General features: G+C 71.4%; 15 protein-coding genes and 1 pseudogene. 6 read left to right on the top strand and 10 right to left on the bottom strand.

Annotated features, from left to right (window positions below):
* Positions 1-18 precede the first annotated feature (18 nt).
* From ACFYSH_RS23770 to ACFYSH_RS23760, 3 genes are all read right to left on the bottom strand, one after another.
* Entirely contained in the window at positions 19-1,050 is a 1,032-nt protein-coding gene (locus ACFYSH_RS23770) for a ketoacyl-ACP synthase III (protein WP_359471114.1), read from the bottom strand.
* A 13-nt stretch (positions 1,051-1,063) separates the two neighbouring features.
* Positions 1,064-1,978 (bottom strand): ACP S-malonyltransferase, encoded by a 915-nt coding sequence (locus ACFYSH_RS23765; RefSeq protein WP_388754991.1) that lies wholly within the window; start codon positions 1,976-1,978, stop codon positions 1,064-1,066.
* 89 nt (positions 1,979-2,067) lie between these two features.
* Positions 2,068-3,267, bottom strand: a complete 1,200-nt coding sequence (locus ACFYSH_RS23760) for a helix-turn-helix domain-containing protein (RefSeq protein ID WP_359471118.1) — start codon at positions 3,265-3,267, stop codon at positions 2,068-2,070.
* Between the two features lie 80 nt (positions 3,268-3,347).
* On the opposite strand from ACFYSH_RS23760, the gene ACFYSH_RS23755 reads away from it, so the two are divergent.
* On the top strand, positions 3,348-4,016 hold the full coding sequence (locus ACFYSH_RS23755; protein WP_388755167.1) for a pirin family protein: 669 nt from the start codon (positions 3,348-3,350) through the stop codon (positions 4,014-4,016).
* A 4-nt stretch (positions 4,017-4,020) separates the two neighbouring features.
* Here the strand turns inward: ACFYSH_RS23755 and ACFYSH_RS23750 are convergent, their stop codons facing one another.
* The 4 genes from ACFYSH_RS23750 to ACFYSH_RS23735 all read right to left on the bottom strand — a co-directional run bounded on the left by ACFYSH_RS23750 (position 4,021) and on the right by ACFYSH_RS23735 (position 8,684).
* Entirely contained in the window at positions 4,021-4,677 is a 657-nt protein-coding gene (locus ACFYSH_RS23750; protein WP_359471120.1) for a response regulator transcription factor, read from the bottom strand.
* A gap of 1 nt (position 4,678) precedes the next feature.
* Complete coding sequence (locus ACFYSH_RS23745) at positions 4,679-5,869, bottom strand: sensor histidine kinase (RefSeq protein ID WP_388754987.1); 1,191 nt, start codon at positions 5,867-5,869, stop codon at positions 4,679-4,681.
* A gap of 4 nt (positions 5,870-5,873) precedes the next feature.
* Positions 5,874-8,078 (bottom strand): MMPL family transporter, encoded by a 2,205-nt coding sequence (locus tag ACFYSH_RS23740; protein ID WP_388754984.1) that lies wholly within the window; start codon positions 8,076-8,078, stop codon positions 5,874-5,876.
* A 120-nt stretch (positions 8,079-8,198) separates the two neighbouring features.
* Positions 8,199-8,684: a hypothetical protein gene (locus ACFYSH_RS23735; RefSeq protein WP_388754981.1), complete on the bottom strand. Its 486-nt coding sequence runs from the start codon at positions 8,682-8,684 to the stop codon at positions 8,199-8,201.
* Between the two features lie 87 nt (positions 8,685-8,771).
* On the opposite strand from ACFYSH_RS23735, the gene ACFYSH_RS23730 reads away from it, so the two are divergent.
* The 3 genes and pseudogenes from ACFYSH_RS23730 to ACFYSH_RS23720 all read left to right on the top strand — a co-directional run.
* Positions 8,772-9,113 (top strand): helix-turn-helix transcriptional regulator, encoded by a 342-nt coding sequence (locus ACFYSH_RS23730; RefSeq protein WP_351272247.1) that lies wholly within the window; start codon positions 8,772-8,774, stop codon positions 9,111-9,113.
* Positions 9,110-9,781, top strand: a complete 672-nt coding sequence (locus tag ACFYSH_RS23725; RefSeq protein WP_388754978.1) for a permease prefix domain 1-containing protein — start codon at positions 9,110-9,112, stop codon at positions 9,779-9,781. Before ACFYSH_RS23730 ends, ACFYSH_RS23725 begins: the two co-directional genes overlap by 4 nt.
* 27 nt (positions 9,782-9,808) lie before the next feature.
* Positions 9,809-10,024, top strand: a pseudogene (locus tag ACFYSH_RS23720) (PPOX class F420-dependent oxidoreductase); the annotation flags it as partial.
* Positions 10,025-10,368: 344 nt separating this feature from the next.
* Here ACFYSH_RS23720 and ACFYSH_RS23715 read toward each other — a convergent pair.
* The 3 genes from ACFYSH_RS23715 to ACFYSH_RS23705 form a co-directional block, all read right to left on the bottom strand.
* Positions 10,369-11,034 carry a DedA family protein gene (locus ACFYSH_RS23715; RefSeq protein ID WP_359471131.1) on the bottom strand — a complete coding sequence of 222 codons (666 nt, stop codon included), beginning with the start codon at positions 11,032-11,034 and terminating at the stop codon, positions 10,369-10,371.
* 160 nt (positions 11,035-11,194) lie between these two features.
* Positions 11,195-11,599, bottom strand: a complete 405-nt coding sequence (locus ACFYSH_RS23710) for a hypothetical protein (protein ID WP_359471133.1) — start codon at positions 11,597-11,599, stop codon at positions 11,195-11,197.
* Positions 11,600-11,728: 129 nt separating this feature from the next.
* Complete coding sequence (locus ACFYSH_RS23705; RefSeq protein ID WP_359471135.1) at positions 11,729-12,550, bottom strand: serine hydrolase domain-containing protein; 822 nt, start codon at positions 12,548-12,550, stop codon at positions 11,729-11,731.
* Between the two features lie 88 nt (positions 12,551-12,638).
* Here ACFYSH_RS23705 and ACFYSH_RS23700 point away from each other — a divergent pair, with 88 nt between their 5' ends.
* Complete coding sequence (locus ACFYSH_RS23700) at positions 12,639-13,094, top strand: MerR family transcriptional regulator (protein ID WP_359471137.1); 456 nt, start codon at positions 12,639-12,641, stop codon at positions 13,092-13,094.
* Positions 13,095-13,098: 4 nt separating this feature from the next.
* Entirely contained in the window at positions 13,099-14,121 is a 1,023-nt protein-coding gene (locus ACFYSH_RS23695; protein WP_359471139.1) for an aldo/keto reductase, read from the top strand.
* The last annotated feature ends 42 nt before the right edge of the window (positions 14,122-14,163 follow it).

Raw genomic sequence — 14,163 nt, 5'->3', positions numbered from 1 at the left:
CCGAAAGGTCCGGGGTGCCTAGGGGAGGGTAACGACCGTCGCGGCGTAGACGAGACCCGCCCCGAAGCCGATGATGAGCGCCGTGTCGCCGCTCTTGGCCTGACCGGTCGCCAGGAGCCGCTCCATTGCGAGCGGGATCGAGGCGGCGGACGTGTTGCCGGTGGTCTCCACGTCACGGGCGACCGTGACGTGTTCCGGCAGCTTGAGTGTCTTCACCATCGAGTCGATGATCCGCATGTTGGCCTGGTGCGGGATGAAGACATCCAGGTCTTCCGGCGAGATCCCGGCCGCTTCCAGCGCCTGCTGGGCGACCTTCGCCATCTCGAAGACGGCCCAGCGGAAGACCGCCTGGCCCTCCTGCGTGATGGCCGGGAACTTGACCTCGCCGTTCCTGTCGAGCGGCAGCTTGGAGACGTCGCCGATGTGGAGGTCGTTCCACGAGACGGTCTGCTTGATCGTCTCGGACTTGTCGCCCTCGGAACCCCAGACCGTCGGACCGATGGCCGGCTCCTGGGACGGGCCGACCACGACGGCGCCCGCGCCGTCGCCGAACAGGAAGGCCGTCGCGCGGTCCTCCAGGTCGGTGAGGTCGCTGAGCCGCTCGACGCCGATGACGAGTACGTACTCCGCCGAGCCCTCGACGATCATGCCCTTGGCGAGCGTGAGGCCGTAGCCGAAGCCCGCGCAGCCGGCCGAGATGTCGAAGGCGGCGGGCTTGCCCGCGCCGATCCGGTGCGCGATGTCGGTCGCGACGGCGGGGGTCTGCTTGAAGTGCGAGACGGTGGAGACGATGACTCCGCCGATCTGCTCCGGAGCGATCCCGGCGTCCGCGATCGCCTTGCCGGACGCCTCCACGGACATCATGGCCACGGTCTCCTCGTCGGAGGCCCAGTGGCGGGTGGCGATACCGGAGCGGGAGCGGATCCACTCGTCGGACGAGTCGATCGTCTCGAGGATCACCTCGTTGGGCACGACACGGGTGGGGCGATAGCCGCCGACACCGATGATCCGCGCGTACGGGGCGCCCTTGCTGGGCTTGATCTTCGACATGCTCTCGGGCTCCTTAGGCGCCCGCGTGCTCGGAGATGAGCGCGCGGGCCGCGTCGAGGTCGTCGGGGGTCTTGAGCGCGAGGGTCTTCACACCGGGCAGCGCGCGCTTGGCGAGTCCCACCAGGGTCCCGCCGGGCGCCGCCTCGATGAGGGCCGTGACACCGAGCGCGGCGAAGGTCTCCATGCACAGGTCCCAGCGGACCGGGCTGGCGACCTGGCCGACGAGCCGCGCGACGACCTCGTCGCCGGTGGCGACCGTCTTCCCGTCGGCGTTCGACACGTACGTCACCTTCGGGTCGGTGACCGTCAGGGCGGTGGCGGCGGCACGCAGCTTGTCCGCGGCCGGGGCCATGTGGTGCGTGTGGAACGCGCCGGCCACCTTGAGCGGTACCACACGGCGTACGCCCTCGGGCTTGTCCTCGGCCAGCGCGGCGATCTGCTCCGCGGTGCCGGCGGCGACGATCTGCCCGCCGCCGTTGACGTTGGCCGGGGTGAGCCCCAGCTTCTCCAGGTGCGGGACCGTGACGTCCGGGTCCCCGCCGAGGAGCGCGGCCATGCCCGTCTCGGTGACCGCGGCGGCCTCGGCCATGCCGAGCCCCCGGGCGCGTACGAAGCGGAGCGCGGCCTCGTCGTCGAGGACGCCGGCGAGCGCGGCGGCGGTGATCTCACCGACGCTGTGGCCGGCGACGACGCCCGGAGAGGCGTCGAGGGCGGCGGCGGAGAGGAGACCCGCGGCGACCAGCAGCGGCTGGGCCACCGCCGTGTCACGGATCTCGTCGGCGTCGGCCTGCGTGCCGTAGTGGGCAAGGTCGAGCCCGATGGCGTCGGACCATCCCGCGATGCGGTCGGCGGCACCGGGGAGGTCGAGCCAGGGAGTCAGGAAGCCGGGCGTCTGAGCGCCTTGGCCGGGAGCGACGAGTACGAGCACCCTCACACTCTCTCTTGTGGACGGCCCCGGACGCCCGTGGGGACAGGGACGAAGAACCGTCAGGGGAATTGTTGAAGTTCGACAAAAGTCTAGGACCGAGTGTCCCCGGTGGCCAAGCGCCCCAGGATGAGGGCGATCCGCAGCGTGAACGCGGAACGCACGTCGGAGGGTGACCAGCCGGTGACGTCGGTCACACGTCGCAGCCGGTAGCGCACGGTATTGGGGTGCACGAAGAGCATCCGTGCCGCGCCCTCCAGACTGCTCGCCTGCTCCAGGTACACACTCAGCGTCTCCAGAAGTGCCGAACCCGCTTCTTCCAGCGGTCTGTAGATCTCCTCCACCAGTTGATCGCGCGCGGCCGGATCGCCGGCCATCGCACGCTCAGGAAGGAGATCGTCCGACAGGACGGGCCTCGGAGCGTCCTGCCACGCCGAACAGGCCTTGAGACCCGCTGCCGCGGCCTGTGCGGACCGGGTGGCCGCGAGGAGGTCGGGCACCACGGGTCCGGCGACGACGGGACCCGCCGCATAGGGGCCGATCAGCGACTTGGCGACGTTCAGAGGGTTGTCGCTGCCGCCCGCGATCACGACCAGGCGGTGTCCGAGGACCCCCGTCAGGACCTGGAGCTTGGCGTGTCTGGCGGCCCGCCGGATCGCCTCCACGGTGAGCTCGCTGTCCCCGTCGGGGGCGGTGCCGAGGACGACGCACACGTGCTCGGGGGAGTTCCAGCCGAGCGCGGCGGCCCGGGACACGGCTCCCTCGTCCGCCTCACCGGACAGCACCGCGTTCACCACCAGTGACTCCAGCCGGGCGTCCCACGCGCCACGGGCCTCGGCGGCCTGTGCGTACACCTGGGCGGTCGCGAAGGCGATCTCGCGCGCGTAGACGAGCAGCGCCTCGCGCAGCACCGACTCGTCGCCGGGCGCGGCGACCTCGTCGATCGCGGTCTCCATGACCTCGATCGTCGTCCGCACCATCTCGACGGTCTGGCGCAGGGTGATCGCCCGGGTCAGCTCGCGCGGAGCCGTGCCGAACACGTCGGTGGAGATCGCCTGCGGGGTCTCCGGGTGCCGGAACCACTCGGTGAACGCGGCGATACCAGCCTGGGCGACCAGACCGATCCAGGACCGGTTCTCCGGTGGCATCGCCCGGTACCACGGCAGCGTCTCGTCCATGCGGGCGATGGCGTCGGCGGCCAGCCGGCCGGAGGACTGCTCGAGCCGTTTCAGGGTCGCGGCGTGGAGGTGGGCGTCATGCGCGGCGGGCTGCTCAGGATCGGGTCGGGGCACGCACACAAGACTGCCTTATCGGGACAGGCGCCCGGAGGGAGGGGCGCGGCGCGGGCCGGCGGAGATAGCGTGGGGGCGTGATGGACGTACGCAGGTCCGGGGACCGTTTCCGCGGCGGGGACCCCGCCACGGGCGACTCCGCGGGCATCGAGACGCTGCACGCGTTCTCCTTCGGGCGGTTCTACGACCCGGACAACCTGCGCTTCGGGCCCGTCCTCGCGTGCAACGAGGAGCGGCTCGCCCCGGGCGCCGGCTTCGACGAGCATCCGCACAGCCACACCGAGATCGTCACCTGGGTGGTGGAGGGCGAGCTCACCCACCGCGACTCGGCGGCGCACGCCACCGTCGTACGGGCCGGGGACGTCCAGCACCTCAGCTCGGCCGCCGGTGTGCGGCACGTCGAACGCAACGACGGGGAACGCCCGCTGACGTTCATCCAGATGTGGCTCTCCCCCCTGGAGCCCGGCGGGGAGCCCTCCTACACGCATGTCGCCGGGATCGCCGACGCCACCCCGTACGCCCTCCCGGAGGCGGGCGCGATGCTCCACGTGTGCCGGCCGTCCGAGGGCGAGCGCACCGCCGTGCCGGACGCGGCGGGCGTCTACGTCCACGTCGCCCGGGGCGAGGTGAGCCTCGACGGCGAGCAGCTGGGGGAAGGGGACTCGGCGCGCATCACCCGGTCCCGGGGCCTGGAACTGGTGGCCTTGCGGGACGCCGAGGTGCTGGTGTGGGAGCTCGGCGCGGTGTGAGGCGTCACGGCTGTCTGGTGAGCAGCCCCAGTTCCAGCGCCTTGACCACCGCGTGCGTACGGTCGCTGACGTCGAGCTTCGCGAAGACCCGCAGCAGATGCGTCTTCACCGTGGCCTCCGTGATGACCAGCCGGCGGCCGATCTCCCCGTTGGACAGCCCGTCGGCCACCGCGCCCAGCACCTCCACCTCCCTCCTGGTCAGCGCCACCGGGGGCGGCTTCCGCATCCGGGCCACCAGCCGCGCCGCGACGCGCGGAGCCAGGACGGTCTCGCCGCGGGACGCGGCGTGGATGGCATCCACCAGCTGCTCGCGGGTGGCGTCCTTGAGCAGGTAGCCGATGGCGCCGGCCTCGACGGCGCGCTCGATCTCCGCGTCGGTGTCGTACGTGGTCAGGATCAGGACCCGGGTCCTGGTGCGGCCGGCGATGATCTCCTCGGTGGCGCTCGTCCCGTCGAGAACGGGCATCCGCAGGTCCATCAGCGCCACGTCGGGCTCCAGCCGCTCGACGAGCCCGACGGCCGCCCGGCCGTCCTCGGCCTCGCCGACGATGTCGATGGTGGGTTCGCCGGTCAGCAGGGCGACGACCCCGGCACGCATCACCGTGTGGTCGTCCGCCACGACGACCCGGACCGTGCCGGCCGCCGGTACGCCATCGGTCATGTCAGTCCTGTCCGTCGGTGGTGGTGGGGACCATGGCGAGGACGCGGGTGCCGTCGCCGACCGAGCTGGTGACGGTGAGGTCGCCGCCGAGCTCGGCGAGGCGTTCGCGCATGCCGTGCAGGCCGAAACCGTGGGAGTCCTCGGCCACGAAACCACGGCCGTCGTCGGTGATCTCCAGCTCCACGCCGTACGCCTGCGCGGTGAGCACCACCTCCACCGCGGACGCGCCCGCGTGCTTGCGGACGTTGGCGAGGGACTCCTGGGTGCAGCGCAGGAGCGCGATCCGGGTCTGCTGGTCGCAGGCGACGTCGGGCAGGTGTGCGGTGACGCCGATGCCGGTGTCCTCGGTGAACCGGTCCAGGGTCCGCCGCAGGGTGTCCGCCACCGAGCCGGCGGCGACACCGCCCCGGGGAGCCGCACCGACCAGGACGCGTGCTTCGGCGAGGTTCTCGCGTGCGGTGTTCTCGATCGCGAGCAGTTGCCGCGCAGCCCGGCCGGGATCGTCCTCGAGCCCGGAGCGGGCCGCCTCCGCGAGGACGACGATGGAGGCGAAGCCCTGGGCGAGCGTGTCATGGATCTCCCGCGCGAGCCGTTCGCGCTCGTCCGCCGCCCCTTGCCGCTGGTGTGCCTCCACCAGCCGGAGCCGGGCGTCCTCCAGCTCCGCCCGCAACCGCCGGGCCCGCTCGTCGGCGTCCTCGGAAATGTGGCGCACCACCAGTCCGATCAGCACGCCCGCCGCGTAACCGATGAGCGTGAAGATCACGTTGCCGGTGAAGAACTCCCCGTCCCAGCCCTGCCGTACGACGTTGCCGGCGACCACTCCAGCGGCGGCGAGGCCGCTGAGAGCGATCGCGGCCCGCGCGCTCGCGGTGTAGATCCAGAAGTGCGGCAGCGTCACCACGAAGAGCGCCGCGCTGCCGTCGAGCAGGTACGACATCGCGCCGAGGCCCACCACGAGGACGTACAGGTAGGGGCGGTGGCGCAGGACGGGGCTGCCGGGGAACAGCCCCACCGCGCCGTACGAGAGGGCGAGCACGGCCAGCAGCGCCAGCACCGGGAACCTCGTCGCGCCCGGGGCGTCCGCGACCGCGAGGGCCGGCGGGACCACGCCCAGCAGCACCCAGAGGACGGCGTTCCACCGGTGCAGCGACGGCACGGTCAACTCGGTGCCGGGCTGCGGCCGTTGCTTCACCGCGTCAGCCTACTTCTGCCAGGGGTCCGGCGGCAGGCGTCCCGGCACGCCGGTCCCGCACCGGGCGGGCCGGCCACCACGCACGCTCGCCGAGGAGCAGCAGCACGGACGGCAGGACCATCAGCCGGATGATCACCGCGTCCAGCAGGACGGCCACGGCCAGGCAGAAGCCCATCTGCTTCATCTCGGTCAGGTGCAGGGCCACGAAGGCGCCGAACACCGTCACCATCACGATCGCCGCGCTGGTCACCAGCTTGGCCGACCGGTTGATGCCCTCCAGTACCGCCTCCCGGGCGGACATGCCGTTCTGCCTGGCCTCCTGGATCCGGCTGACCACGAACACCTGGTAGTCCATCGACAGTCCGAAGAGGATCACCACGAGGAACAGCGGAACCCTGGACGCGATGGCCCCGAGGGAGTCGAAGGCCAGCAGGCCCTCCGCCCACGTCCCCTGGAAGAACACGACCAGCATGCCGAGCGAGGCGCCGGCGGACAGCAGATTGAGTGCGACGCCGACGAGTCCGATGACCACCGATCGGAACGCCCACACCGTCATCAGGAAGGTCACCAGCAGCAGGAACCCGATGACCAGCGGCAGTTTGTCGCTCTCGTGTGCCACGTAGTCCCGGCCCCGGGCCACGTCACCGCTCACCCCGGTCTCCACGTCGGACAGTCGCCCGACGATCGCGGGGACGTGGTCCTGGCGGAGGTGGGCGAGCGACTCGATCGCCTCGGCGGAGGGCGCCGGGTGGGGGACGGCGAGTTCCAGGACGCTGATGCGGCCGTCGGCCGACGTACGCACCCTGGGCTCCGCGCTCTTCGCGAACAGAGGATCCGCCTGGGTCCGCCGTCCGAGGTCCTTGAGTGCCTGCTTCACCCGGTCCTTCTGTTCCGGGGCCGAGCGGGCCACGACCTCGTGCGTGACGAGGAGTTCGGGGAAGCTGCCGGTCAGCCGGTCGTAGACCTGCATGGCCGGGATGTCGCGGGAGAAGGTGTCCTTGCCCGGGTCGATGAGCTTCAGGCCGAGTGCGGGCGCGGCCAGGCCGAGCATGACGAGGACCGACAGGCACAGGGTGAGGGCGGGACGGGTCCTGGCGGGCTTCAGCAGGGCGCCGAACACCCGCCCGGTCTCCGGCTTCGCGGCCAGGGCCGGCTTGCCGCGCCTCGCCCGGCGGGCTGCCCTGCGGGGGGCGAGGCGTTCGGTCCGGCGGCCGATGACGACCAGCAGGGCGGGGAGCACGGTGAGTGAGCTGGCCACGGCGACGGCCACGACGAGAATGGTGCCGGTCGCCAGCGAGGAGAAGATGACGTCCGAGGCCAGGTACAGGGTGGCCGTGGAGACGATCACGGCGAGGCCCGAGACCACGATGGCCCGGCCCGCCGTCGCCGCGGCCAGCTCGACGAGGGCCTCGGAGCTGAGCCTGCCACCCGCACGGGCCCGTTCCTCGCGTTCACGTTTCAGGTAGAAGAGCGTGTAGTCGACGCCCACCGCCAGCCCGATGAGCAGGATGAGGTTCATCCCGACCCCGGCGTCCGGCAGGACGTGCGAAGCGACCATGGACAGCCCGATCGCGGCGGCGATCGAGGAGAGGGCCAGCAGCAGCGGCACACCCGCCATGATCACCGAGCCGAACACGACCAGCAGCGTGATGACCGTGACGGGCAGGCTGATGCGTTCGGAGAGTGCGAGGTCCTCACCGCGCTGGTCGTTGACGCCCTTGCTGATGGCGGGGGAGCCGGTCTCCTCCACGATCAGGTCCGGGTGGCTCGCACCGACCGCCGCCGTCTGTTCCAGGAGCGGTACGACGTTCTTCCTGCCCTCCAGCTCGGGGCCCTTCAGGACCACCGAGACCAGCAGGACCTTCCCGTCGTCCGAGCGGACGGGCGCCGCCACGCTCTCCACCTCGGGCAGGTCCCGCATCCGCGCGGTCACGTCCTGGGCCGCCTGCCCGGCAGCGGCCATGTCCAGCGGTCCGGACCCGGACCGGATCATGATCCGCTCGGTGGGTGAGCGCTCCAGGCCGCCTTCGGCCGCCATCGCTTCGGCGCGTCCCGCCTCACCGACCCGGAAGTCCTTGGTGGTGGCTTCGTCGGTGCCCACCGAGATGCCCGCTACGAGGCAGAGGATGACGAACGCGAACCAGCCGGTGATCGCGCGCCCGGCGTGCCGGGCGCTCCATCGGGCGGTCGTCAAGTGGAGTTGTCTCATGCCGGAAATCCTGGTCGGCGAGGGGGCTCGCCCGGCACGTCCTGCCGGTTGAACCTGTTGTCCACCGGTCGGTGGACAACAGGGGTGGGGGCAGCGTCAGTTCGCACCGTACGGCGCCGGTCACGCGCCGGTGGTGGACCCGGGGCGGACGATCATCAGGACCACGACCACCGCCCAGACGAGGTTGAAGATGCCGGTGAGCATCGTCAGACGCGCCGCCATGGGGCGTGCCGCCTCCAGGGTGGGTGGGTCCCCGCCTTCGCCCTCGCCCTCGGTGAGCAGGCGCCGCTGCCCGGGCAGGATGGCGAGTCCGAGGATGGCAGCGGCGATCAGGGTGAGGACGAGCGAGGCGATCAGCCAGGCATCGGTGAGGACCCCTAGCGCGGCGCCGGTCGCGATCCCGAACACCGGCACGAAGACGCCGGCGAGCGAGTAGCCGTAACAGACGCGGTGCAGGAGGGCGGCGACCCCGGCCGACCTGCCCTGCCCCTCCGTGCCGTCCAGCGCCTGGAGCGCGTAGCGCGGGAACATCGAGGCGGCGACGGTGATCGACCCGACGGCCACGATCGCGGCGATGACATGGATGGATAGCAGCAGCTTGGTCACTGCGGGTGCCTCCTGCTCGGAACACGCATATATGTTGGCTGCCAATACATACACTGCCTACGGCTCTTTTGGGTAGGCTGCCTACCCATGAAGGCGGATGCGGTGCGAGGGCACCTCGACGGACTGCTGCTGGCCGTGCTGGAACCGGGCCCGCTGCACGGCTACGCGATCATCGCGGCGGTGCAGCGCCGCAGCGGGGGCGTACTCGAACTGCGTACGGGCACGATCTATCCGGCCCTGAACCGGCTGGAGCGGATCGGACTCCTGAGCAGCAGCTGGGAGTCCGCAGGTGAACGGCGCAGGCGCTGCTACGAGCTGACCGAGGAGGGGCGGCGCACCCTGGCCGGGGAGCGGACGGCGTGGGACGAATTCACCACGGCGATCGGCTCCGTCCTCAACCCCTCCACCCCGCCCGGGCTGACGACATGACCGCACAGGTGTCGGCCGACCCCATCGCCGACTACGAGGCGGCCCTGGCGGACGTCCTGCACGGCCCCGGTGGGCCGAAGGCCCGCATGATCGAGGAGCTGCGCGACGGCCTGGCGGACACGGCCGAGGCCCACGTCCGCGAGGGAACGCCCTACGGTCAGGCCGCCCGCCTGGCCATACGGGAGTTCGGGACCGTCGAGGAGATCGCCCCGGCCGCCCAGCGCGAACTGACCATCGCCCAGGCCCGGCACACGGCCCGCGCCGTCACCCTCACCGCGCCGTTCCTGGTCGCCTGCTGGTACCTGGCCCGGACGTCGGGCTTCCCCGACGCGGCGGGGCACCTGCCGCGCATGGCCCGGATGGTGGCGGTGAGCCTGGCCGGTGTCGCGATCGTCGCCGCGCTGCTCGCCGCGACGCTGCTCGCCGCCACCGGCGCCCTTGCCCGTCGGCTGCCCACCCCGCGCCGGCTGCCCCTGGCGGTCGCCTGGGCCGGCACCACGACCAGCGTCGCCATGGCGGTCGCGACGCCCGCGCTGGCCGTGGCCGCCGCGCTCACCGCGGACTGGCCGCTGCTCGCCCTGGCCGGGGCGCTCTCGGCGGCCTCGCACGCAGTGGTGGCGGGCTCTGCCCGCGCCAGCCGCCGGTGCGCCCGCCTGGGTCCGGCGTAACGGGGTCACCGCCTCCTGGTGCCGACCGTCTGGTCGTTCGCCGTCGCTGAAGGCGAGGCCGAGGTCTCCGATACCACCACGGTTCCTGGCGATGCGGTCGGCCGGGAACTCCTCGGACTGATTCCACCGGCCGCGAAGCCGGAGCATGAAGACGCGTTCCTGGAGGAGTTGGTAGCCGAGCGCCGAGTGGTCGTCCGGTTGAAGGTGGACCGTCTGTACGGAACAGGGCTCGACATCAACGGTCAGATCGATTCGGTCCGTGCTGGTCATAGCCACCCATTGAAGGTGGTGGCGGATGACCTTCTGGCCGGAGGCCCGGCAGGCTCGGGGAAGGGTCGCGGAAGAAGACGGAGCGGCGGGCCCCTTCGGGCCCCGCCGGGCGGCGCGCCCCGGCCGTCAGCAGGGCCAGGGCGCTCGAGCGGGTGCGTGGCCACGGGAGAAGAAGTCCGAGGGCCGCACCGGAGACCAGGAAGTACAGGGAGCGGACCAGCGCGGTCACGCAACCGAGCAGCACGCCCGCGCTGCGGCGCGGCCACGGGAACGGGGGCGAGTGGGCTCCTCGTGAGGCACGGGGTCCGGTGCTGCGTTCACGAGGTACGGCGGTGCTGCGCGTTCGAGTTGCGGCCCTTGATCCGTACGGTCAGATAGACGACCAGGGCCACCACGACGACGACCAGGACCACCTTGCTCAGGAAGCCGACGTAGGTCTCCACCACGTCCCACCGGCTGCCCAGCCAGTAGCCGCACATCACCAGGACGCTGTTCCAGACGAGGCTGCCGAGCGTCGTCAGTACGGCGAACTGCAGCATCGGCATCCGCTCCAGGCCCGCGGGGACCGAGATGAGGCTGCGGAAGATGGGCACCATCCTGCCGAAGAACACCGCCTTGGTGCCGTGCTTGGCGAACCAGGCCTCGGTCCGCTCCAGGTCGGAGGTCTTGACCAGCGGCAGCTTGGCCCACAGCGCGAACAGCCGGTCACGGCCGATGAGTACGCCGATCCAGTAGAGGGCCACCGCACCGACCAGCGAACCCAGCGTCGTCCAGAACAGGGCCGAGGCGAGGCTCAGCACTCCTTGGCCGGCCGCGAAGCCGGTGAGCGGGAGGATGATCTCGCTGGGCAGAGGGGGGAAGAGGTTCTCCAGAGCGATGGCCAGTCCGGCACCGGGACCGCCCAGGGTGTCGACGAGGCCGGCTGCCCAGCCCGCGATGCCGCCCGTGGGCTCCTGCGACGCTGCAAGGGGCGTGGAATACATGGGGGCCTCCAAGGTGGCGGAACGAACGCCCGGGGCCGGCGCCCCGATACCCATATTTTAGGAAGCCTTTACTCGGCAGCGGTAAGAGGGTCGCCGTTCGGGACCGACTGCGGTCTCCCGCAGGACCCGGCCTGCGGAAGACCGCAGGGTCCGGCCTCGGTCACTCCCTCGGCGTGCCCGCCGCCGGCCTGTCCAGCTCGCGCATGGCCTCGCCGTGTGCGCTCATGCGGCGAGTCACGGTGCCGGTGGTGAAGAGCCCCATGCCGACGACCGACACCGGCAGGGAGACGCCGAGTACGGCCACGGCCTCCGGCCAGTCGCGTTCGTCCCCGCAGTGATCCCCGTTCACGAGCCCCTCGTTGGCGGTGCCGCGATCGGTGAACAGACGTGACTCGCACTCCTGCGGGTAGTCGTCGTCGGGCTCCTCGTCGACCGTGTACGGCATCAGCAGCAGCACGGCACACCACGCCCACAGGAGCCCGGCCAGGGACAGCAGGCCGATCCCCCAGGCGCGCGTCCGTGCGGCTCGGTCCCGGAAGTCGAGGTCGTAATCACGTGATCGCATAGCGGCCCAATCTATCCGAGCCCGATCATGAGGGGCCTGGCAGGTGGGACCAGCCCGCCCACCGCCGCAGGAGCGCAGTGGCGGGTGCGGGAGGACGGTGTGCTTCGAGCGTCTCGGCCGTAGGGCCGCTCAACGGGAGGCGGCGAGCTCCGCCAGCACCGCGTCGGTGAACGGCGTCCACACCTCGGCGGCCCACGGGCCGAAGGCCCGGTCCGTCAGCGCGACACAGGCCGCGCCCGCCGCCGGGTCGATCCAGAGGAACGTGCCGGACTGTCCGAAGTGGCCGAAGGTCCCGGGGGAGGAGGAAAGCCCGGTCCAGTGAGGTGACTTGGAGTCGCGGATCTCGAAACCGAGACCCCAGTCGTTGGGGTTCTGGTGCCCGTAACCGGGGAGTACGCCCTTGAGACCGGGGTGCACCACGCTCTGTGCCTCCAGGACCGTACGCGGATCGAGGAGGCGCGGGGCCTGCACCTCCGCCGCGAAGCGGACCAGGTCGTCCACGGTCGAGGAGCCGTCCTTGGCCGGGGAGCCGTCCACCGTCGTCGAGGTCATGCCCAGGGGCTCCAGGACCGCCTGGCGCACGTACTCCGGGAACGGGATCTGCGTGGCCTCGGCGATGTGGTCGCCGAGCACCTCGAAGCCCGCGTTGGAATACAGCCGGCGGGTGCCGGGGGGCGCCGTGACCCGGTGCTCGTCGAAGGCGAGGCCGCTGGTGTGGGCGAGGAGGTGGCGGACGGTCGAGCCCTCGGGGCCCGCGGGCTCGTCCAGCTCGACGGCCCCCTCCTCGTACGCCACCAGAGCCGCGTACGCCGCGAGAGGCTTGGTCACCGAGGCCAGCGGGAAGCGGTGCGCGGTGGGACCATGGGTACCCAGGAGCGTGCCGTCCGAGGTGACGACGGCGGCTGCCGCGGTGGGGACGGGCCAGTTCTCGATCATCGCCAGGCTCTGCATGGGTACGAGCCTAACGGGAGCCCGAATCCCGGATCGCTCCTGGATATCGCTTGCTTGGAGTGCACTCCAAGGTTCTAGCGTGGAGGACATGACGGTGATGGAAAGCATTTCCGCACGGACGGACACCTGCGCTTCGGCCCCGACGTCGCATCCGCGCCCCGAGGGCCAGGACCGCTACACCATCAGCGAGGTCGTCGCCTTCAGCGGGCTCACCGCGCACACCCTGCGCTGGTACGAGCGGATCGGGCTGATGCCGCACGTGGACCGCTCGCACACGGGGCAGCGCCGCTTCAGCAACCGCGACCTGGACTGGCTGGCGTTCGTCGGCAAGCTCAGGCTGACCGGCATGCCGGTCGCCGACATGGTCAGGTACGCGGAGCTGGTACGGGAGGGCGAACACACCTTCGCCGAACGGCGGGAGCTGCTGGAGTCGACCCGGCGCGACGTGCGGACGCGGATCGCGGAACTCCAGGGGACCCTGGCCGTACTCGACTTCAAGATCGACTTTTATGGTGGCGCCCGTACGGCGCCGGAAAGGGTCTGACGACATGGGCGAGACCGGAAAGATCGCGACCGTACAGCTCGGCGGTGGCGGCGGCCCGCAGGTGGGAGTGCAGGGCCTCGGCTGCATGGGCATCAGCGAGTTCTACGGGGACACCGACGAGGCGGCGGCCCGGGACACCCTGGAGGCCGCGCTGGAGGCGGGCGTCACGCTCTTCGACACCGCCGACATCTACGGGAGCGGGGCCAACGAGACGTTCCTGGAGCCGTTCGTCGGGGCGCACCGCGACGAGATCACGCTGGCGACCAAATTCGCCATCGAGCGGAGGACCGACGACCCGCACTACCGGGGAGTGCGCAACGACCCGGCGTACATCCGCGAGGCCGTCGAGGGCAGCCTGCGCCGGCTGAACACCGACGTCATCGACCTGTACTACATGCACCGCCGCGACCCCCTCGTCCCGCTCGCCGAGTCGGTCGGCGCGATGGCCGAGCTGGTGCGGCAGGGCAAGGTGAAGCAGCTCGGGCTGAGCGAGGTCACCGGGGACGAGCTCCGTGAGGCTCACGCCGTGCACCCGATCGCGGCCCTCCAGTCCGAGTGGTCGCTCTTCAGCCGGGACGTGGAGCACAGTGCCGCGCCCGCGGCGGTGGAGCTCGGGGTGACCTTGGTGCCGTACTCGCCGCTCGGCCGTGGGTTCCTGACCGGGGCGTTCGCGGACGCGGTCAAGGACCTGTCGTCCGACGACTTCCGTAAGCACCAGCCGCGCTTCACCGGTGAGAACGCGAAGACGAACGCCGCACTGCTGGAGCCCGTGCACAAGATCGCGGCGGCGCACGGGGCGACGGCCGCGCAGGTGGCCCTGGCCTGGGTACAGCAGCGGGCAGAGGTGCACGGCCTGACCGTGGTGCCGATCCCGGGCACCCGCAAGCGCAGTCGTCTGCTGGAGAACCTCGGAGCTACCCGGCTCACCCTGACCTCGCAGGAGCTGGAACTGCTGGAGCCCATCGCGGGCCAGGTGGCGGGGGACCGGTACCCGGACATGAGCAACACGGCGACCGCGCGCGAGTAGCCCTCCCGGGCGCCTGGCGGGACCCCCGCCAGGCCGACGCGG

The organism is Streptomyces sp. NPDC005791, assembly GCF_042871485.1.
Lineage (GTDB): Bacteria > Actinomycetota > Actinomycetes > Streptomycetales > Streptomycetaceae > Streptomyces.
Note: the sequence above shows the minus strand (reverse complement) of the source record. Positions and strands in the feature narration are given on the sequence as shown.

Bases quoted from the DNA above. Each gene is read 5' to 3' on its own strand.
- ACFYSH_RS23770 (WP_359471114.1), bottom strand. From the start codon at position 1,050: ATGTCGAAGATCAAGCCCAGCAAGGGCGCCCCGTACGCGCGGATCATC.
- ACFYSH_RS23755 (WP_388755167.1), top strand. From the start codon at position 3,348: ATGGACGTACGCAGGTCCGGGGACCGTTTCCGCGGCGGGGACCCCGCC.
- ACFYSH_RS23750 (WP_359471120.1), bottom strand. From the start codon at position 4,677: ATGACCGATGGCGTACCGGCGGCCGGCACGGTCCGGGTCGTCGTGGCG.
- ACFYSH_RS23740 (WP_388754984.1), bottom strand. From the start codon at position 8,078: ATGAGACAACTCCACTTGACGACCGCCCGATGGAGCGCCCGGCACGCC.
- ACFYSH_RS23730 (WP_351272247.1), top strand. From the start codon at position 8,772: ATGAAGGCGGATGCGGTGCGAGGGCACCTCGACGGACTGCTGCTGGCC.
- ACFYSH_RS23725 (WP_388754978.1), top strand. From the start codon at position 9,110: ATGACCGCACAGGTGTCGGCCGACCCCATCGCCGACTACGAGGCGGCC.
- ACFYSH_RS23715 (WP_359471131.1), bottom strand. From the start codon at position 11,034: ATGTATTCCACGCCCCTTGCAGCGTCGCAGGAGCCCACGGGCGGCATC.
- ACFYSH_RS23710 (WP_359471133.1), bottom strand. From the start codon at position 11,599: ATGCGATCACGTGATTACGACCTCGACTTCCGGGACCGAGCCGCACGG.
- ACFYSH_RS23705 (WP_359471135.1), bottom strand. From the start codon at position 12,550: ATGCAGAGCCTGGCGATGATCGAGAACTGGCCCGTCCCCACCGCGGCA.
- ACFYSH_RS23700 (WP_359471137.1), top strand. From the start codon at position 12,639: ATGACGGTGATGGAAAGCATTTCCGCACGGACGGACACCTGCGCTTCG.
- ACFYSH_RS23695 (WP_359471139.1), top strand. From the start codon at position 13,099: ATGGGCGAGACCGGAAAGATCGCGACCGTACAGCTCGGCGGTGGCGGC.